The organism is Micromonospora cabrerizensis (genome assembly GCF_022230955.1).
GTDB classification, from domain to species: domain Bacteria; phylum Actinomycetota; class Actinomycetes; order Mycobacteriales; family Micromonosporaceae; genus Micromonospora; species Micromonospora cabrerizensis.
Window position 1 is genome coordinate 37,671 of the sequence record NZ_JAKKFI010000074.1, and the last position, 18,805, is coordinate 56,475.

Annotated in this window: 15 protein-coding genes; 9 read left to right on the forward strand and 6 right to left on the reverse strand. The window is 70.5% G+C overall.

Annotated elements, in window-relative coordinates:
- Positions 1 to 67: 67 nt before the first annotated feature.
- Positions 68 to 1,687 (reverse strand): pectate lyase family protein, encoded by a 1,620-nt coding sequence (locus LADH09A_RS18695; protein ID WP_238646753.1) that lies wholly within the window; start codon positions 1,685 to 1,687, stop codon positions 68 to 70.
- 829 nt (positions 1,688 to 2,516) lie between these two features.
- Between LADH09A_RS18695 and LADH09A_RS18700 the strand changes: the two genes are divergently transcribed.
- Complete coding sequence (locus tag LADH09A_RS18700; protein ID WP_238646754.1) at positions 2,517 to 4,496, forward strand: pectate lyase family protein; 1,980 nt, start codon at positions 2,517 to 2,519, stop codon at positions 4,494 to 4,496.
- Between the two features lie 94 nt (positions 4,497 to 4,590).
- Here the strand turns inward: LADH09A_RS18700 and LADH09A_RS18705 are convergent, their stop codons facing one another.
- Positions 4,591 to 5,553, reverse strand: coding sequence for an AraC family transcriptional regulator (locus tag LADH09A_RS18705; RefSeq protein ID WP_238646755.1), 963 nt, complete (start codon positions 5,551 to 5,553; stop codon positions 4,591 to 4,593).
- Between the two features lie 227 nt (positions 5,554 to 5,780).
- Between LADH09A_RS18705 and LADH09A_RS18710 the strand changes: the two genes are divergently transcribed.
- From LADH09A_RS18710 to LADH09A_RS18725, 4 genes are all read left to right on the forward strand, one after another.
- A complete protein-coding gene (locus tag LADH09A_RS18710) occupies positions 5,781 to 7,373 on the forward strand; it encodes a flavin-containing monooxygenase (protein WP_238646756.1) in 1,593 nt (530 codons plus the stop codon).
- 167 nt (positions 7,374 to 7,540) lie between these two features.
- Positions 7,541 to 8,737 (forward strand): low temperature requirement protein A, encoded by a 1,197-nt coding sequence (locus tag LADH09A_RS18715; protein ID WP_238646757.1) that lies wholly within the window; start codon positions 7,541 to 7,543, stop codon positions 8,735 to 8,737.
- A gap of 158 nt (positions 8,738 to 8,895) precedes the next feature.
- Entirely contained in the window at positions 8,896 to 9,792 is an 897-nt protein-coding gene (locus LADH09A_RS18720; RefSeq protein WP_238646758.1) for an acetyltransferase, read from the forward strand.
- A gap of 11 nt (positions 9,793 to 9,803) precedes the next feature.
- The gene (locus tag LADH09A_RS18725; protein WP_238646759.1) at positions 9,804 to 10,814 is read left to right on the forward strand and encodes an alpha/beta hydrolase; all 1,011 of its coding nucleotides are present in this window, start codon (positions 9,804 to 9,806) and stop codon (positions 10,812 to 10,814) included.
- A gap of 70 nt (positions 10,815 to 10,884) precedes the next feature.
- On the opposite strand, the gene LADH09A_RS18730 is transcribed toward LADH09A_RS18725, so the two are convergent.
- Complete coding sequence (locus LADH09A_RS18730; protein WP_238646760.1) at positions 10,885 to 11,988, reverse strand: aldo/keto reductase; 1,104 nt, start codon at positions 11,986 to 11,988, stop codon at positions 10,885 to 10,887.
- Between the two features lie 138 nt (positions 11,989 to 12,126).
- Between LADH09A_RS18730 and LADH09A_RS18735 the strand changes: the two genes are divergently transcribed.
- The 4 genes from LADH09A_RS18735 (at position 12,127) to LADH09A_RS18750 (ending at position 16,368) form a co-directional block, all read left to right on the forward strand.
- Positions 12,127 to 12,759: a TetR/AcrR family transcriptional regulator gene (locus LADH09A_RS18735; protein WP_238646761.1), complete on the forward strand. Its 633-nt coding sequence runs from the start codon at positions 12,127 to 12,129 to the stop codon at positions 12,757 to 12,759.
- Positions 12,752 to 13,504 carry an alpha/beta fold hydrolase gene (locus tag LADH09A_RS18740; RefSeq protein WP_238646762.1) on the forward strand — a complete coding sequence of 251 codons (753 nt, stop codon included), beginning with the start codon at positions 12,752 to 12,754 and terminating at the stop codon, positions 13,502 to 13,504. Before LADH09A_RS18735 ends, LADH09A_RS18740 begins: the two co-directional genes overlap by 8 nt.
- Positions 13,505 to 13,694: 190 nt before the next feature.
- A complete protein-coding gene (locus LADH09A_RS18745) occupies positions 13,695 to 15,428 on the forward strand; it encodes an ABC-F family ATP-binding cassette domain-containing protein (RefSeq protein ID WP_238646763.1) in 1,734 nt (577 codons plus the stop codon).
- 256 nt (positions 15,429 to 15,684) lie between these two features.
- A complete protein-coding gene (locus LADH09A_RS18750; protein ID WP_238646764.1) occupies positions 15,685 to 16,368 on the forward strand; it encodes an alpha/beta fold hydrolase in 684 nt (227 codons plus the stop codon).
- Positions 16,369 to 16,411: 43 nt separating this feature from the next.
- Here the strand turns inward: LADH09A_RS18750 and LADH09A_RS18755 are convergent, their stop codons facing one another.
- From LADH09A_RS18755 to LADH09A_RS18765, 3 genes are all read right to left on the reverse strand, one after another.
- A complete protein-coding gene (locus tag LADH09A_RS18755) occupies positions 16,412 to 17,035 on the reverse strand; it encodes a DUF305 domain-containing protein (protein ID WP_238646765.1) in 624 nt (207 codons plus the stop codon).
- Between the two features lie 72 nt (positions 17,036 to 17,107).
- Positions 17,108 to 18,001: a DUF1996 domain-containing protein gene (locus LADH09A_RS18760; protein WP_238646766.1), complete on the reverse strand. Its 894-nt coding sequence runs from the start codon at positions 17,999 to 18,001 to the stop codon at positions 17,108 to 17,110.
- Between the two features lie 264 nt (positions 18,002 to 18,265).
- A partial coding sequence (locus tag LADH09A_RS18765; RefSeq protein WP_238646767.1) for a C39 family peptidase occupies positions 18,266 to 18,805 on the reverse strand: 540 nt, incomplete at its 5' end.

The following is an 18,805-nucleotide window of genomic DNA, read 5'->3' on the forward strand; positions in this document are numbered from 1 at the left end:
ATTAATGGAAGCGAAGTGATCCCTTGCGGGCGGGGGCCGGTGCTGTCACCCGCCCCCGCCGCCGCTGCTAGTAGCCGAGCTTTCCGGTGCCGGAGCCGGCCGAGACGACCGACTTGATCGTGCTCGGATCGGTGACGGTGTAGGGGTAGTAGGTGCTCGGCTCCTGCACCGAGCCGCCCGCGTCACCCGGCTCGCTGGTGCCGGCGAGCACGTTGTTCCGGGCGATCAGGCGACCCTTGGACCCGGCGTAGCTGATCGACCACGGCACCTCGACGTCCTCGAAGTAGTTGCCCTCGACCACGCAGCCCGAGTTGAGCTGGCAGGCGACGCCGACGTCGGTGTTGTAGACGAAGTAGTTGTTGAACACGTGCACCGGCTCGCCGAAACGGACCCGTGGGTTGCGCTGCGGTGTCCGGTCGAACCAGTTGTGGTGGTAGGTGACCTTCAGATAGCTGGTGTCCTGGGCGGCGTTGCTGTCGTCGTGTCCGAGCAGCATGTTCTTGGTGTGGTGGTGGGTGTGGTTCCAGGAGACCGTGACGTAGCTGGCGCCCCGCTTGATGTCGATCAGACCGTCGTAGCCGTACGCCAGGTCGTTGTGGTCGATCCAGATGTGGTGCGAGAACATCTGCACGTTGATCGCGTCGTCCACCGTGTTGCGGAAGTTCAGGTTGCGGACGATCACGTTGTGCACGGCGTTGGCCGGCGGGCTGGTCGCGGTGCTCACCGGTAGGCCGATGTTCAGCCCGCCGCCGGTGATGCCCGAGCTGGCGCCCACGCCGACGATCGTCTTGTCCGAGGTCACGTCGTGCATCGGACCGGGTAGCGCGATCATGCCGCTGACCCGGATGTTCAACGCGCCGGCGGTGCCGATCGCGGCGAGGAACTCGGCGGCGGTGTCGACGGTGACGGTCGGACCGCCCGCGCCGCCGGTGGTGCCGTTCTGACCGAGCGCGTTCACCGACGCGAAGCCGATCGGCGGTGCGCCCGGGTCCAGTGGCGGCTCGGTGGGTGGCAGGGTCGGCCCGCCCGGAGGTTCTCCGGGCGCCCCGGTCTCGGTGTCCACCCGGACGTCGTCGAAGGAGGCGCTGGCGTACGACGTGGCGAGCCCGGCCCGGCCGGCGGCGAAGGCGCTGTCGGTCGCCTCGACCACCAGCGCGCCGTTGACGTAGCCCCGCAGTGTGCTGCCCACGGCCTCCAGGCGCAGCGTGGCCCAGCTGCCGGTGGTCACGCCGCCGGCGGCCGAGTCGAGCGCCACCGGGTCCCCGCCGGCCCGCTTGAGCAGTTGCACGCCGCCGCTGGCGGTGACCGCCAGCGCGTAGTAGCTGCTGCTGTTCTGCGCTCGGGCGATCACCCCGGCGTGCCGGTTCGCGCCGCCGAACCCGGTGGGTCTGATCCGCGCCTGGACGCCGTAGTCCGCCCAGCCCGGGGCGGGGGTCAACGCCCGGGCGTCGCTGCTGGTGCCGGACTGCCGAAAGGCCGGTGAGCCGTCGGTCACCACCGACCAGCTACCCCCGGACCGCGACCAGCCGGTCGAGTTGCCGTCGGAGAAGTCGTCACCGAACAGCGTGTCGGCGAAGGCGGGTGGGGTGGCGACGAGCACCGCCGCGGCGGCGAGCGCGCCGGCGGCCAGTGTCGCGGCGATCAACCGTGGCCCCGGCCGACCCCGAGGGTTCGAAGATTTCATCATGGGCCTCCCTGGTGGTGGTGGCGGGCTCAGATGTCCGTCGGCGTAACGGATATGAAATGAGCCATACACGAACGGTAGGGAGACGTACTGGCGAGAGTCAATGAATTGAGTGTGCAGGTATGTTGCAGACTATTTGGGCAATGCGTATTGCCCGGCCGCTGACGGCCGAGCTGCCAATATTCGCGCGATTCTCACCGAACGGTCGTGCTCTTTCTTTGCAGCCTCTCAACGCATCTTTCGCGGCGGCTGCTGTTCAGTTGTCGCGGTTTTCTGTGGTCGACCGGTGGTTCGTGGCGCGGGCCCGGCAGGCGGCTTCCGTCGGAGCTAGTCGTCAGTCGGCCGAACGACCCGTCGGGCGGTGCGGCCGGGGGTGCCGGCGCGGGTTGAGGAGGCCTCGGTCGAGGGCGCTCGCTGGCACCGGCAATCACCTCCCGTGCCTGCAAAGGTTTGCAGCGAAGGAACCACACAAGCTGGATCGACGTCAATGCCCTGACACGAACCTGCGGCATTTATCCGCGTTGGTGACGGTGGGAGAGGTCTTGCTGCGCCCTGCCGTTGGCTAGATCAGATACTTAGACCATGATCAATGCAACAACCGTTTGCAGGAAACGAAGATCCGTTGATTGACATGAATAAATCACCGTGCCTAGCATGGGTCCCGGAAAGCGCTTTCCGCCCTCGCACCCCACCGCCACGGATCGCCGGCCGATCCGGCGCTCGCCCCTGCCCCGTGACGCCGACGTCCAGGCGTCGCGGACCGGCTCGGGCTCGCCGCCGCGGCCCGTCGGACCCGCCCCGGTCCGCGATTCGCACCGCGAAAGGCAGCCAGATGTTCTCCATCCCCGCTCGCCGTACCCCGTCGCGCCGATGGTCCCTCGCCGCCGTCGGGCTCGCCGCCGTCCTGCTCACCCCACCCGGGCTGGCCCACGCCACCCCCACCGCCACGACGAACCCCGCCGCCAGCGCTGTGGCCGGTCCCGCTGACGGCTTCGCCAGTGTCGCCGCGCTCGGCCAGGCCGGCACCACCGGTGGTGCCGGCGGACCGACGGTCACCGTCACCACCACCGCCCAGTTCCTGGACTACATCGCCCGGCCGGGGCCGTACGTCATCCAGGTCTCCGGGACCATCAACCTGCCCGCCGGCAGCAGCGACGGAATGCACAACGTCACCTCGGACAAGACCATCATCGGCCTGGGTGCCACCGCCACGCTCTCCGGCGGTGGACTGAACATCGGTGTCCCGGTCGACGACGACGTCACCGCACCGCCGTCGAACGCGGTGCACAACATCATCATCCGCAACCTGCACCTGACCGGCGCGAGCGACGACCTGATCAACGTGCAGATGTTCTCCCACCACATCTGGATCGACCACAACGAGTTCTCCAACGGCGACGACGGCGCGGTCGACATCAAACGGGGATCGGACTTCGTCACCGTTTCCTGGAACCACTTCCACGACCACGACAAGACGTTGTTGCTGGGCCATGACGAGGATGCCGGCCCGCAGGACATCGGCCGACTGCGGGTCACCTACCACCACAATTTCTTCGACCGTTCCGACCAGCGCAACCCCCGCGTGCGGTTCTCCGCGCTGGCGCACGTCTACAACAACTACTACTACGACAAGAGCTACGGAGTCGCGTCCACCTACGACGCCGCAGTGCTCATGGAGAACAACTACTTCTACTCCGTCAACAACCCCGGTCGGGTGGAATTCAGCGGTGATCTGGGCCGGATCGTGGCACGGGGAAACATCCTCGTCGCCTGCAACCACCCGATCGAGACCCGTGGCACCGTGCCCGATCCGCGCGGTTACTACCCGTACCAGCTCACACCCGCCGCCGACGTCCCGACCACGGTCCCGGCCGGCGCCGGGGTGGGCAAGCTGCCCTCGACGCTCACCGCCGCCTCGCCGAGCGCGGCGCCGGCCAGCCAGCCGGACGGGTTCGCCAGCGTCGCCGCGCTCGGTCAGAACGGCACGACCGGAGGGGCCGGCGGCCCGGTGGTCACCGCGACCAACGCCGCGGACTTCCTCGACCACATCGACACCGTCGGACCGATGGTCATCCAGGTCAGTGGCGTGATCCGGATCAGCAGCAAGCAGGGGGTACGGCCGAACAAGACGATCATCGGTGTCGGGAACGCCGAGATCACCGGGGGTGGGCTGGACTTCTACCGGTCGTACAACGTGATCGTCCGCAACATCAACTTCACCGAGGCCGAGGACGACGCGATCAACGTCGGGCAGAACTCCCACCACATCTGGATCGACCACAACCGCTTCGCCGGCGCGGTCGACGGCTCGGTCGACATCGTGCGGGGTGCCGACTACGTGACGGTGTCCTGGAACCACTTCGACCACGCCGACAAGAGCATGCTGATCGGGCACTCCGACGGCGCGGCGTCCACCGACATCGGGCACCTCAAGGTGAGCATCCACCACAACTTCTTCGACCACAGCCGTCAACGCCATCCCCGGGTCCGGTTCGGCGATCCGGTGCACGTCTACAACAACTACTTCCTCGGCAACTCCCTCTACGGTGTCGCGTCGACGGAGAACGCCGGCGTCCTGGTCGAGGGCAACTACTTCCGGGACGTCCCGTACCCGCTGCACTCCGCGAGCGGGTACGCCGACAGCGGGCCGGGTCGCGCCGTGCAGCGGGGCAACGTGTTCGTCAACTCCGGCCAGCCGGAGACCGCCGGCACGGTGGTCGAGCCGCGGACCTTCTACCCGTACCAGCTCGACCCGGCGGCGACTGTTCCGGCGCTGGTCACCGCGGGTGCCGGGGTCGGTCGACTGGCCTGAAGCCCGCGCCGTCGTACCGTTCCCGCCGGCCGTCGTACCGTTCCCGCCGGCCGCCGGAACGGTACGGCGGCGCGTCGGTCGGCCCCGGCGATCGTCAGCGGCGGAGCGTCGCCGACGGCGACTCGCCGAACCGGGCCCGGTACTCGGTCGCGAACCGGCCGAGGTGCACGAAGCCGTGCTGGAGGGCAACCGTCGTCACGGACACGCCCGGCTCGGCCGAGCGGAGCGTCCGGTGGGCCGCGTCGAGCCGGTAGGCCCGCAGGTACGCCGTCGGGGTGGTGTGCAACTCCCGGCGAAAGCAGTCCTGCAGCGTCCGTACGCTCACCCGCAGCGCCTCCGCGACATCACCGACGGTCAGTGCCTCGCTGTGGTGGTCGGAGATCAGGGCGCAGGCCCGGCGGACGAGCCGCCCGGGGTTGGGGTGGTGGCCCGGTTCGACGAGCAGGTCGGACTGGCTGTGCCGGTGGGTCAGCAGCAACTTGCCGATGAGCCCCTCTTCGAAGCGGGCGGCGACCTGCGGATGGTCGAACAGCGACGCGTCCGTCGGCTGCGACAGCTCGTCGGCGAGAAAGGCCACCCCGCGTGCCCACGCCTGCGCGGTCGACGTGGTCATGACCATTGCGAGGTCGAAGCGGACCGGGACGTCCACCGCTCGCCCCAGGAGGCGGGCGAGTTCCCGGTCCACGGCGCGCCGGTCGGCGTAGAAGATCCGGTGTGGCGTCCCCTCGGACCACCGCATGTGTGAGGGCTCGTACGGGGACAGGACAGAGGCGGTGCCGGGCGTCGAGGCCACGGTGTGACCGGAGTGCCGGACCATCGCGCTGCCGGCGCGGGGGATCTGGACGAGGTAGAAGGTCTCCAGAGGGGGCGGCTCGATCTGCACCTCCTGCCCGTAGTCGAGGTCGATGACACCCACCCCGCCCACCCGGCGCGCCGCCATCCGCAACTGGACGCTGCGCACCCCCGCCTGCGGGGTGAGCTGGTGCGGGCAGAAGACCCTGCCCACCTCGGCGCGGGCCTGATCGACGTCGTTGGTCCGGACCGTCACCGCGTCCATCCGACACCTCCCGGGCGTCCTGGTGCGCTGACGATATGGCGTGACCGAGCCGACGGCGCACGAAAGCCGCCTACCCGACACGGGACGAACCGGCCGCGTACGGCGGACAGCCTCTGCGTCCTGCGGATAGCGACCTTCGCGGCGCGCTCATTAGCGTGCGGTCACCGCTGGCGACCACCACCGCCGCCGCGGTTCTCAGCAGCGGTTCACGCACTTTGGAGGATGCCATGAGGATTGCCGTCGTCGGTGCTGGATTCGCCGGCCTGAGCGCAGCGAAGGTGCTGCGGCAGAGCGGATTCGACGTCACCGTGTTCGAGAAGGCGCCCGACGTGGGTGGGGTGTGGAGTCGCACCCGGCGTTATCCCGGTCTGCACACCCAGAACAACAAGGGCACCTATCACCTGTCCGACCTGCCGATGCCCGCCCACTATCCGCAGTGGCCGTCGGGGGAGCAGGTGCAGCAGTACCTGGAGAGCTACGTCGACACGTTCGGGCTCGCGAGTGTGCTGCGCCTGTCCACGGAGGTCGCCTCCGCCGAACTCCTCGACGACGAGACCGCGTGGCTGGTCGCGTCCCGGCCCGCGGGCGCCCAGTCCCCGCTGACGGTGGAACGGTACGACCACCTGGTCGTCGCCAACGGCATCTTCTCCGAGGCGGTCGTCCCGTCGTTCGACGGTCACGCCAACTTCGCCGCCGCCGGGGGGCGCGTGCTGGCGGCGGGGGAGTTCCACGACATCGAGGCGGCGCGGGGTGGGAACGTTCTCGTCGTCGGGTACGGCAAGTCGTCCTGCGACGTGGCGATCCCGTTGAGTGACGTCGCCGCCCAGACCCACGTCGTGGCTCGCGACCTGCTCTGGAAGATGCCCCGGAAGCTCGGCGGGGTGCTCAACTACAAGTACCTGCTGCTGACCCGGATGGGTGAGGCGCTGTTCCGCTACATCAAGCTGAAGGGCTTCGAGCGGTTCCTGCACGGACCGGGAGACGGTCTGCGCCGAAAGATGGTCGACAGCGTCGGCTCGCTCGCGACCAGGCAGCTCAAGCTGCGCGAGCTGGGTCTCGTGCCGAACGGCAGCTTCGAGGACATCGCGCGCAGCACGGTCAGCCTCGCCACGGAGGGCTTCTTCGAGCGCGTCGCCGACGGCCGCATCAGCGTGCACCGGGACCAGGTGATCAAAGAGCTGCTGGTCGACGGCGGTCGGCCCGCCGCTCGCCTGGCCGACGGCACGGTGCTCGCGGCCGATCTGGTGATCTGTGGCACCGGGTTCCGTCAGCGCGTGCCGTTCTTCGACGACGCGCTGCACGCCCGGCTGGAGGACGAGGCGGGCAACTTCATGCTCTACCGCCAGATCCTGCCGGTCGGCGTACCGCGGTTGACGTTCGCCGGCTACAACTCGTCGTTCTTCAGCCCGCTCGGCGCGGAGATGGCGGCGGTCTGGACGGCCGCGTACCTGCGGGGCGGGATCACCCTGCCGACCGAGGGCCGGATGCGCGACGAGGTGCGAACCCGCCTGGCCTGGATGGCGGCGCGCACCAACGGGCGGCACGCCCGCGGCACGAACATCATCCCGTTCTCGATGCACAACATCGACGAGGTGCTCGACGAGCTCGGGCTCAACCTCGGGCCGCTGACCCGGGCCCGGCAGTGGCTGTTCCCCGTCGACCCGCGCTCCTACCGCAGGGTGACCGCACGCATGATCCGGCGTACCACCGGTGCGGGCGCGGCGGACCGGGTCGCAACCTCCGGCCCACCCGCGCGACGCGGTGCGAGTGGCGGGGCCACGGCGGACAGGCCCGAACCCGCCGGTTCGGTATCCGCATAAGCGCCGGGCACGCGACAAAGATGGATAAAGTACGCAGATAGCGGATGGGCGGGGTCGGTCGGCGGGGAGGCTCGGGGGCGATGGCAGCGGGACAGGTCGCCGACCATGGTCACCACCGTGGCGTGCCCGTGTCGGCGGCCCTGGCCGGCTGAGCTGTCCCGCCGTCCGTGTTGACGCGCATCGGGCGCCGTGGGCTCGGCGACAGCAGAAGCCCGAACTCGGCGACCGTCCTGGAACTGCTCTTCGACATCGTCTACGTCTTCGCGCTGGCCCGCCTCGCCGGGCGGGTCGCGGACGACCTGACCATCGTCCGGCACACGCTGCTGTCCGAGGCGGGCCAGACCGTCCTCTTCTTCACGGCGATGTGGATGATCTGGTCGCTCAACGCCCTGCTGGCAAGCACGTACGACCCCCGGCGCTCCGATCTGCAGGCCGTCCTGCTGGCCACGATGTTCGGCACGCTGGTGCTGGCTGTCACGTTGCCGCAGGCCTTCGGCCAACGCGGCGTGGTCTTCGCCTGCACCTACGTCGTCATCCAGGTCGGACGACCGCTCTTCCTGGCGTTCGCACTGCGGGGCCACCCGGTGCACGCGTTCGCGCTCCGGGTGCTGACCTGGCACGCGGTCACCGGCGTGCTCTGGATCAGTGGCGGCATCAGTGGAGGCCTCGGTCGAGGCATCTTCTGGACCATCGCTCTCGCCATCGAAATGATCGGCGCCGCCACCACCTACCCGCTTCCCCGCATGGGCGGGAGACAGCTCAACAGCCTGGGGGTCACCGTATCGGAGGAGCATCTCGCCGAGCGGTACAACCAGTTCTTCATGATCGCTCTCGCCGAGGTGGTGCTCGAAGCCGGCGCCGCGGTCAGCTTCCCGGGGTTCTCCACCACGGGAACCATCACCCTCATCGCCTCGTTCGTGGCAGTGGTCTCGTTCTGGCGGATCTACTTCTACCACGTCAGGTCCGGCCACGCCTCGACCCCGAGCGGTCAGGGGGTCCGGCTGTCGCGGTGGGCGAGCTACAGCCTGCTGTTGATCGTCGGTGGCATCATCTGCACCGCCGTCGGCTTCGGGCAGGTCATCGAGGACCCGCACCCGCCGATCGACTGGGCGCTGGTGGCCATCATCTTTGGCGGTCCGGTGCTGTTCCTGATCGGGCGCAGCTCCCTGGAGCGGGCGAGCAGGACCGCTCCGCGGTGCCGGGTGCTGTATCTCGGCGCGGTGGCGCTGGTCGTGGTGGCCCCGACGATGGTGCTGCTCCCGCCGGTCGCCGTGGCGGCCCTCGCGGCGGTGATCCTGGCCGGCATCGCCGTCTTCGACCAGCGAGCCCACCAGCGTGGGTCGGAGACCAACCCGACGCTGTGAAACCCGTTGCGGGCCGGCGATCGACCGGCGTATGTTCTTGCGGCACGCCGTCGAGCCGGGAGGAGGTCAGAACAATGTCCGATGTTCTGCGCCCCCACCGCGCTCCGGCGTCCGCGCGGATCTGACCCGGGGCGCGCGCTTCCCGGAGGACCCAAGCCATGACTGATCTGGTCATCCGTCCGCTCGTCGCGGGCGAGGAAAACCTGTTCGACTCCATGCCTGACCCCCTGCCCCAACTGCGCCAGGTCGGCTACGCCGACGGGGTCGCCGGCGGCGGCTACCGGCCCGAGACCACCTGGGTCGCCCTGCGCGGCGACCGGGTGGTCGGCCGGGCCGCCTGGCTCCTTCCACCGGGCGCCGTCGGCGCCCCCTGGCTGGACCGGTTCGATCTGGACGCCGAGCCCGAGGTCGGCGCCGAGTTGCTGCACGCCGCACACCAGGCACTGGGCGGCCCCGGCCTGTACTACGCCGCCCTGCCGGCGCACTGGCGACGCCGCCCCGAGGTGCGGGCCGTGGTGGAGGCGCCGATGGCCGCGGCCCGGCTCGCCGGCCTGGTCGAGCGGGGGGAGCGGCTCCGGTGCTCCTGGACGGGCACACCCCTGCCGGCGTCCTCCGGGCGGTACGACTTCCGCCCGCCCGTCGACGCGACGGAGGTCAACACCCTGGTCTCCAGGATCGCCGAGCCGGACGTGCTGACCGGCGTCGAGATCGCACGGGTGGTCAGCGGCGTCGACCTCGCCACCGACCCCCTGGCCTGGTTGGGGAACGGGGTGCAGGGTTGGCGCGTCGCGCTGGACGCCGGAGAGCCGGTGGGCCTGGTCGGCACCGCCGGGGACGCCTGCTATCCGCTTCTCGTCTACCTCGGCCTGCTCGACGAGGCGGCCCGGCCCGAACTGTTGGCCGAGGCGGTGCGGATGCTGGCCGCCGATGGCGCCCGGGAGGTCATCGCCGACGTCGACGCGCGCCGGGTGGCGGTGCTGGCCGAGCTGGAACGGACCGGCTTCCGGCAGTTGCGCACCAGGGTCGTCTTCGCGCCGGCGGACCAGCAGGAGTAGCGGATCGGGGGGTGCGCCCTGTCACCGGGGCGCACCCTGACACCGGCGTCGACCTCCAGCCCTGCCAGCATCTGGCCATGCTCATCGTCGGCGTACTGACGCTGGTCGTGGCGGCGGTCGCCGTGCTCTGCCTCGGGCGGTCGCTGCGCCGTGAGCCGCCGGTCGCACCGGCGCAACCGCTCGACTTCGACGCCGCCGTCCGTGCCGCCGAGGCCGTCATCGCCGCCGAGGCGGCGGACCCGGAGGTCCGGCCGGAGTCGCGGAGCCGTCTTCTGAGCCACGGCTCTCAAACCGGCAGGGTCGTGCTGCTGCTGCACGGATACACCCTCGCCCCCGACCAGTACGACGGACTGGCCGAGGAGTTCTTCGACCGTGGCTACAACGTCTGGGTCCCGCGGGCCCCGCAGCACGGCACCGTCGACCGGCTGGCCCACCACCGGGTCCAGGCCGGTGCGCTGACGACGTACGCCGCGCAGGCGTTGGCCGTCGCCGAGGGCCTGGGAGACGAGGTGGGCGTCGTGGGGATCTCCGGCGGCGCCGTGCTGGCCGCCTGGCTGGCCCAGGTGCCAGGCACCGTCGTACGCCATCTGTTGTTGCTGTCGCCGTTCTTCGGCCCGGACCCTCGGCAGGCGCCGGCCTTCGCGGTCCGCCCGCTCATCCTGTTGTACGGGCGCCGCGTCCTGCCCGACCGCGTCACGTCGCGCGGCTACTCCCTCGCCGCCGTCACCCAGTACCTGAGCATCGCGCGCACTCTGCCGAAGTCGCCACGACGGACCGGTCTGCGGACCGCGGCGGTCGCGATCAGCCCCCTCGACGGTGTGGTGGACCTCGCTGCGGCGGTGCGGGTGCCGCGCCGGATCGCCGACGCGAACGCGATCCCGCTCCAGGTCTGCACTCTCCCGGAGGCGTTGGGCGTCGGCCACAACACCCTCAACCTCGGCGCTGACGGGCCCGAGTTGCGCCGGCTGTACGTCGCGCTCTACGAGGGGGAAAGAGGATCGAGCCCGATCACGCGGGCTTGAGCTGGCGCGGGTCGGCCGGCGTGGGGCCCTCGCGGCGACATCGCCGTCGCGAAGGCCCCCTGCCGTTGCGCTACCGCGTGGGCGGGGTGGCGCCGTTGAACACCGGCGGGGCGTAACCGGCTGGCTTGTCGCCGATGCCGAGGCCGGGGCTCACCACCCAGGACTGGTACTGCGGGGTAAACATGCCGTACACCAGCCCGAGGTTCGGGGCGCTCGCCTCGTCGAGCCGCCGACGGGCGTCCGCCGGGATCTCGAAGTCGAGCGCGCCAAGGTTGCTGGCGAGTTGCTCGGGGCTGCTGGCCCCGACGACCACCGAGGCGACGGCGGGCTGGGTGGCCACCCAGTTGATCGCGACCTGCGCCATGCTGCGCCCGAGATCGGCGGCCACACTCTCCAGTGCCTCGATGACCTGCCAGTCGCCGGGGCTGATCTCCCGACCCGCGGCGTCCGGGTTGGTCAACCGGCCGGTCCCGCTCATGCCCTCGCTGGTCCGGCGGTACTTGCCGCTGAGCAGGCCGCCACCGATCGGGCTCCAGGCGGTGATTCCCATTCCCAGGGTCTGCGCCATCGTCACGAACTCCGCCTCGATGTGCCGGGTGACCAGGGAGTACGGCAGCTGCACGTTGATCATCGGAGCCAGCCCGTGCGCCTCGGCGTAGCTCTGCGCCCGGGCCGCGTACCAGGCCGGTACGTCGGAGAGCCCGGCGTACCGGATCTTGCCGGAGCGCACCAGGTCGTCGAAGGTGTGCACGACCTCCTCGACCGGCGTGATCCGGTCCCAGGTGTGCAGCAGGTACAGGTCGATGTAGTCGGTGCCGAGCCGGCGCAGCGACGCCTCCACCGCCCGCGTGATGTGCTTGCGACCGTTGCCGCTGGCGTTCGGGTCGGTCGGGTCGACGGTGTTGGTGGCCTTGCTGGTGAGCACGAGCCGTTCGCGGACGCCGGCCCGGCCGATCAGGCGGCCGAGGATCTTCTCGCTCTCCCCGGCGGTGTAGAAGTCCGCCGTGTCGATGAAGTTGCCCCCTGCCTCCAGGTACTGACGGAAAATGGGCTCCGCCTCCTCCTCGGTCTTGCCGTAGGCGGCGTGGAACCCGTCGACGCCGAAGTTCATGGTGCCCAGCGCCAGCCGGCTCACCCGTAGGCCGGACCGCCCGAGCAGGTAGTAGTGGTTCATCGCCGATTCCTCTCGATCGCGTGTCGGCCCCAGGTGGGCCGTTGCAGACCTTTGCTCGGGAAAAATGGACCGGCAAGTCCAAAGCCCGCGCTAGGGTCGGACCGGCAGGTACGGATGCTCACCGGTGACGGAGGTCGCATGACACGGGCGTTGACCCGAAAGGGCGAGGCCACCCGGGCGCGGATCGTCGCCGGCGCGGCCGCCGAGATCCGCGAACGCGGTGTCGACGAGGTACGCCTCGAAGACGTGATGGCCCACACCGGCACCAGCAAGGGACAACTCTTCCACTACTTCCCCGGCGGCAAGGAAGACCTGCTGCTCGCGGTGGCCCAGCACGAGGCCGATCAGGTGCTCACCGACCAAGAGCCGATGCTCAGCAACCTGACGTCCTGGCCAGCCTGGCTGGCGTGGCGCGACCGGCTCGTCGAGCGCTACCTCGCGCAGGGCGTGAAGTGCCCACTCAACGGGCTGCTCGGTCAGACCGGCCGACGCGCACCGGGTGCGCAGGCCATCGTGACCGGGCTGATGTGGCGCTGGCAGGCGGCGATCACCGAGGGCATCCGGCACATGCAGTCGACCGGGGACATCGGCCCGGACGTGGACCCCGAGCGCGCCTCCGCGGCGCTGCTGGCCGGCATCCAGGGTGGCGTCCTGCTGCTGCTCTCCACCGGGAAGATCGACCACCTCGAGGCGGCCCTCGACCTCACCATCGACTCGCTTCGGGCCAGCGCCCTGGTGACCAGAGAACAGGAAGGGCGCGACAATGAGTGACGACGACCGGCCACCGTTGGTGCTGCTGCACGGCCTCACCTTCGACCGGCGACAGTGGGACCCGCTCCGGCGCGAGCTTGCGGCGATCGACCCTGCCCGGCAGGTCCTCACCCTCGATCTGCCCGGTCACGGCGACGCGCCACGGCGGCAGTCCTACGGGATGGCGGAGGTCGCCGAGGTGCTGCACGACCAGGTGACCGAGGCCGGTCTCGCCCAGCCGATCGTGGTGGGACACTCGGTCGGCGCGGTGGTCGCCACGACGTACGCGGCCCGCTATCCGGTGCGCGGTGTGGTGAACCTGGACCAGATCCTGCTGCCCGGCCCGTTCGGTGCGGCCGTACGCCAGGCGGAGCCGACACTGCGCGGCCCGGACTGGCGGCGGGTGTGGGACGCCATGCTGGCCGGGATGGGCGTCGAGTCGTTGCCGGCCGAGGCGCGCGAGATCGTGACCACCGCGACCGACCCCCGGCCGGACCTGCTGCTCGGCTACTGGGGCGAGATCCTGCGCGGCTCCGACGAGGACATCGCCGCCGAGCGGCACCGTGACCTGCGGTCCATCGGTGAGCGCCGGATCCCCTACCGCTGGGTGACCTCGTCCGAGCCGCCACCCCGTTATCTGACCTGGCTGACGGCCACCCTGCCGGAGATCGTGGTGACCGTGCTGCCCGGTGGCCACTTCCCGCACCTGGCGGAGCCGGCGACGATCGCCCGGCTGCTGGTGACCGGCGCAGAGGGCCGACGGTGAGCTAACCTCCGAGGCGAGTTGCCGAGGATCGGAGCAGGCGTGGCAGGTGACGACGACATCTCCGGGTGAGAACCCGGACCGGCCGCCGACGGGCGCGTGAACGCGCCACCGTCGCCGCGGCCCCCGTCGTCATGCCCTGCTCCCGCCGGGCCACGCGTGTGCGCCCGGATCTCCCCCCTCCGAGGTCCCCATGTCTGTTCGACCTGCTCTCATCGCCCGTGACCTGGTGCGGGTCCACGGCACCCGTCGGGTGCTCGACGGCGTCTCCCTGACCGCCGCGCCCGGTCACCGGATCGGCCTGATCGGTGAGAACGGCACCGGCAAGACCACCCTGTTGCGGGTCCTGGCCGGTGTCGACGAACCCGACTCCGGCACCGTCACCCGCCCGGCGGACTGCGGCTTCCTGCACCAGGAACTGCCCTTCACCCCGTCGATGACCATCGCCACGGTCCTCGACGACGCGCTTCGCGAGGCCCGCGCGGACCTCGCCGAGCTGAACCGGATCGGCGACGCCCTCGCCGAGTCGCCGGAGGGCGGCGCGGAGCACGGCCGGTTGCTGACCGCGTACGGCGAGGTTCTGGAGCGGGCGCAGGACCGCGACGCCTGGGACGCCGACCGGCGGGCCCTGACGGTGCTCGCGGGCCTCGGCCTCGGCGGGATGCCCCACGACCGGACGCTGGCCGTGCTCTCCGGCGGGCAACGCGGCCGCCTCGCCCTCGCGGCGATGCTGATCCGCCGCCCGGCCGCGCTGCTTCTCGACGAGCCCACCAACCACCTGGACGACGTCGCGGCGGCGTTCTGCGAGGACCAGCTCCGGGCCATGCCCGGGGTGGTCGTGGTGGCCAGTCACGACCGGGCCTTCCTGGACGCGGTCTGCACCGACATCGTGGATCTGGACCCGGCGGTCGACGGACCGGTCCGCCATGGCGGCGGCTACACCACGTACCTGGCGGCCAAGCGTGCCGAGGCGCAACGGTGGCGTCGGCGCTACGACGACGAGCAGGCGCTCCTCGCCGACCTGCGCGACGCCGCCGCCGTCACCGGGCACCAGGTCGCCCACGGGCGCGCACCTCGCGACAGCGAAAAGATGGGGTACGGGCACACGGCCGGCCGCGTGCAGAACCAGATCTCCCGCCGGGTGCGCGACGCCGCCCGTCGACTGGAGACGCTGGAACGCGACCAGGTCCCCGCGCCACCGGAGCCGTTGCGTTTCCACGCGCCCGTTGTCGCCATCGGGGACGGCGACGAGCCCATCGTCACGGTGACCGGGCTGGAGGTCCCCGGCCGGCTCCGGGTGGCGCATCTGGACCTCGCGGCCCGTGACCGGCTCCTGGTCAGTGGTGCCAACGGCGCGGGCAAGTCCACGCTGCTCGCCGTCCTGGCCGGCCACCTGGCTGGTGCCGGAGCTGGTGCCGGAGCTGGTGCCGGAGCCGGAGCCGGAGCCGGAGCCGGAGCTGGTGCTGGTGTCCGTGCCGGAGCTGGAGCCGGTGCTGATGCTGGTGCTGTCTGGCGACGACCGGGTCTGCGCGTCGGCCTGCTCGGCCAGGACCCGGTCTTCGAGGATCCGCACCGGACGCCCCGGGACATCTTCGCCCGGGCCGTCGGGGTAGAACGGGCCGAGGCCGTGCCTCTGTCGTCACTCGGTCTGCTCGCCGCGACGGACCTCGACCGTCCGGTGGCCGAGCTGTCCGTCGGGCAGCGTCGTCGGCTTGATCTCGCCGTGCTCGTCGCCGACCCGCCGGAGCTGCTGCTGCTGGACGAGCCGACCAACCATCTCTCGCCGCGACTCTGCGACGAGCTGGAAGAGGCCCTCGGCGCCGGACCGGGCGCCGTCGTCGTCGCAAGCCACGACCGGCGGCTCCGCTCCCGCTGGCAAGGCCGCGAACTCCCCCTCACCCCCACCCCTAACCCACCCCACCCCTGACCCACCCCACCCCTGACCCACCCCCCTCGCCGGTGATCAAGAGGTTTGCGTCACGACACGCCGGGGCGGATGACCGAAACCTCTTGATCGACGGTGACCTGGGGGTGGTGGGGGTGGTGGCGGTGGTGGTTGCGTTGGTCACCGACGGGCGTCCGGAAATTCGTCCGGGCCGGATGGTTGGTGTGGTTCAGCCGGCTATCGTTGGCGGGTCGGACATAGTGTCCGACATAGCGTCCGACAAGTGAAAGTGCAGCCCATGACCTCGATCCGCCCCACGCTGTTGCTCGTCCACGGCGCCTGGCACCAACCGGCCGTCTGGGACCGGCTCCGGGCAGAGCTGGACGTCCTCGGCTACCAGACCCGGGCCGTCGACCTGCCCACCTCCGGGCCGGACGCCCGGGGAGGCATGCCGGACGACGCCGACGCCGTGCGCAAGGAGATCGCGGCGATCGGTGGCCCGGTCGTCGTGGTCGCCCACTCGTACGGCGGCATCCCGGTCAGCGAGGCCGCCACCGGTCTCTCCGAGGTCGAGCACCTCGTCTACCTGACGGCGTACCAGCTGGACCGCGGCGAGTCGATGTTCAGCTTCCACGGCGTACCGGACCCGGCGGAGACCGACGGGTTGATCCCCATCAGCGGCGACCCACGGGAGGCGTTCTACGGCGACCTGTCGGCGGCCGAGGCCGACGCGGCCATCAGCAAGCTGGTCGACCAGCGCCTGCGGGCCTGCGTGGACCAGGTGACCGAGCCGGCCTGGCGATCGATCCCCTCGACGTACGTCATCTGCACCAACGACCAGGCCATTCCGGTGCCGCAGCAGGAGCAGATGGCCGACCGCGCCACCGACGTCCGGGGGATCGAGTCGAGCCACTCTCCGTTCCTGTCCCGCCCGGCTGAACTTGCCGCGCTGCTCGACGACATCGTCACCGGTCGCGGCTGAGCGCTGCGGCCCGCGTACGGCGTGGTCGTGCTGTAAGGCGGGCCTACGCTCTCGGTGGCCGGTCCAACCGGTCGAGTCGGGCGAGCTCGGTGCCGCCGACCCGGACCACCTCCGTGGCCAACGCGGTGGTCGCCGCATACACCCCGCTCCGCTGCTCCGCGGTGGCGATTCGGACGGCCTGTTGCAGGTGTGCTCGTACGTGCTGGCCTACCAACCGTTGGAACGCGACACCGGTGACCGACCGCAACGCGGTCAACTCCTGCTCGGTGACCATGCCCGGCATGTCGTGGCCCTCGTGCGGGTTGGTCGCCGGGGCGCCGGACTCGGCGAGCAGCCGTCGGGCGGTGCCCAGGTCGGCGCGGTGCGCCGCGGCGAGCCGGGCTGCGAAGGTTCGCCACGCCGGGTCGGTGGTCCGGCTCGGCACCATGTCCAGCACCGGTAGGAGGCGTTCGTTCATCGCCACCGTCAGCTGGAGCCATGCGATGTCGGTGGCACTGAACGGGCCGGCCGTGCCGCTGGGCGAGACCTCACCGGACGGCACGGCGGTTGCGGTGGTCGTGGATGTGGCGGCCGAGGGCGCGGTCTGCGCCGGTGATCCGCTGGCGCAGGCCGCGACGAGCAGCGCTGCGAGGAACAGGGACATGGACGCGCTCACGGGGGTACGCATCCGGCCTCCTCTCGCCCCCGGACGGCGGGCCCGGTTGGACCGGACCCGCCTCCGTGGTGGGAGCCTGTCGGCTCAGATCGGTCGGCCGTCGTGACCGCACTTGATGACGGGGCGAATGCAGTCCTGGACCCGACGGGCCATCTCCGCGACCGGCCAGGCGTTGAAGAAGTCACCGTGCATGGTGTAGCCCGGCCCGGAGGCGAGCCGGAACCGCGACGGGTCGCCGGTGACCGGGTATCGCAGCACCTGCCGCAACTTCGGCACGTGCACCGGGTGGGTGCTCGGGCAGGCCTGGTTCACCGGGTACGCCAGGTGGCTCTTGTGGTCCGGCGAGTCAAGGTCACGGCCGTTCCAGCACTGCGGGAAGTCCAGGTACGACTCCAGCATCGTGCCGGACGGGCAGTTGACGAAGTTCTTCGACGGGGGCACGTGCCCGGCGTGCAGGCACGACCAGCGGGCGATGCTGTCGTTCGGTCCGGCGGCCTTCGCGTTACCGGCGACGAGTCGCAGCCCGAGCGGGAACGGTTGGGTGTTCGCGACGACGTCGGAGCGTACGCCCTCGCCCAGGTAGTAGAACGTGGCGATCGCCGGCTCCACCGGCACGTTGTCGCGGTACAGGGTCGGCACCCAGTAGGACGAGACGTCCACCCGCGGGTTGCAGGTGCTGGGGGAGTTGACCAGGTCGGGGAGGGTGGTGTTGGCGTTCGTCACCGTGGCGCCGAAGAAGCTGTGCATGTGCGAGGCCCCGGGCAGCCCGGGGAAGATGATCGGGTCGTCGGGCAACCGGTGGCTGTAGGTGCAGTCGGCGGGGAACTCGGCAACCCGGATGGCGTTGGCGACCGGGGCGGCGTCGGCCCGCTCGGTGGTGGAGACGACGTACGTGCCCAGTAGCACCAGCAGTGCGCCGATCGCCGTTGCGAGGCGCAGCCAGCGGTGGGTGCCGGAGAGGGGTGCGGCCCTGTCCATCGTGTGACTCCTGTCGGGGGGACGGGTCAGGGCAGCTCCGGCGCCGCCGCCGAAGACATCGGAGATTGCCCTGGCCAGACTGGTGGTGGCCGGTTGAGGCCGGGTGCGAGAGAGTACGAGAGAGCGCTCTCAGCAAGTCAAGCCTCGCTCCGATGTCGAAACTTGTCAATACGTTGCGCAATTGGCGGAAATGAAAGACGCCGAAGGGCCGGGCCCCGTGGTGGGGTCCGGCCCTTCGGCTGTTGTTCGGTGTGCCGGTGCGGGTCAGCTGGTGGCGTAGCCGCGGGTGGCGATCCAGTCGGCGAGGTGCTCGACGGTGATCCAGTAGGAGGCGGTGTTCGGGTCGGCGGAGTCGGCGATCTTCACCGTCTGGCCGTTGTCGCGGTAGCCCACGACGCTGATGTAGTGCCCACCCTCATACGAGTGGCTGACGCCGTCGGTGTCGGTGCTGGTGCCGGCGATGTTCGCGACCACGGCCCGGCCGTTGTCCACGGTGCGGACGATGTCGGTGCGCAGCTTGTCGGTCTGCGGGGCGTCGGCGTCGGGCTTGCTGATCTCCACGCTGTGGTAGGCGTCGGCCTTACCGGTTTCCTTGTTCAGTACCGGGGTGATGTCGTTGATGGAGTTGGTGCCGGCCTCGGTGGTGCCCATCTCCTTGGCCATGTCATCAACGTTGATGTTCTTGCCCTGCACGCTCAGGGCGTTACGGGTCGCGGCGGGCCCGCAGTAGTAGAAGTTCGGCTGCGCCTCGTAGCGCACACCCAGCTCCCGCTCACCGTGACCCTTGCGGTCGGTCTGGGTCTG

Bases quoted from the DNA above. Each gene is read 5' to 3' on its own strand.
- LADH09A_RS18745 (WP_238646763.1), top strand. From the start codon at position 13,695: ATGTCTGTTCGACCTGCTCTCATCGCCCGTGACCTGGTGCGGGTCCAC.
- LADH09A_RS18705 (WP_238646755.1), bottom strand. From the start codon at position 5,553: ATGGACGCGGTGACGGTCCGGACCAACGACGTCGATCAGGCCCGCGCC.
- LADH09A_RS18700 (WP_238646754.1), top strand. From the start codon at position 2,517: ATGTTCTCCATCCCCGCTCGCCGTACCCCGTCGCGCCGATGGTCCCTC.
- LADH09A_RS18710 (WP_238646756.1), top strand. From the start codon at position 5,781: ATGAGGATTGCCGTCGTCGGTGCTGGATTCGCCGGCCTGAGCGCAGCG.
- LADH09A_RS18755 (WP_238646765.1), bottom strand. From the start codon at position 17,035: ATGCGTACCCCCGTGAGCGCGTCCATGTCCCTGTTCCTCGCAGCGCTG.
- LADH09A_RS18720 (WP_238646758.1), top strand. From the start codon at position 8,896: ATGACTGATCTGGTCATCCGTCCGCTCGTCGCGGGCGAGGAAAACCTG.
- LADH09A_RS18740 (WP_238646762.1), top strand. From the start codon at position 12,752: ATGAGTGACGACGACCGGCCACCGTTGGTGCTGCTGCACGGCCTCACC.
- LADH09A_RS18730 (WP_238646760.1), bottom strand. From the start codon at position 11,988: ATGAACCACTACTACCTGCTCGGGCGGTCCGGCCTACGGGTGAGCCGG.
- LADH09A_RS18750 (WP_238646764.1), top strand. From the start codon at position 15,685: ATGACCTCGATCCGCCCCACGCTGTTGCTCGTCCACGGCGCCTGGCAC.
- LADH09A_RS18735 (WP_238646761.1), top strand. From the start codon at position 12,127: ATGACACGGGCGTTGACCCGAAAGGGCGAGGCCACCCGGGCGCGGATC.
- LADH09A_RS18695 (WP_238646753.1), bottom strand. From the start codon at position 1,687: ATGATGAAATCTTCGAACCCTCGGGGTCGGCCGGGGCCACGGTTGATC.
- LADH09A_RS18760 (WP_238646766.1), bottom strand. From the start codon at position 18,001: ATGGACAGGGCCGCACCCCTCTCCGGCACCCACCGCTGGCTGCGCCTC.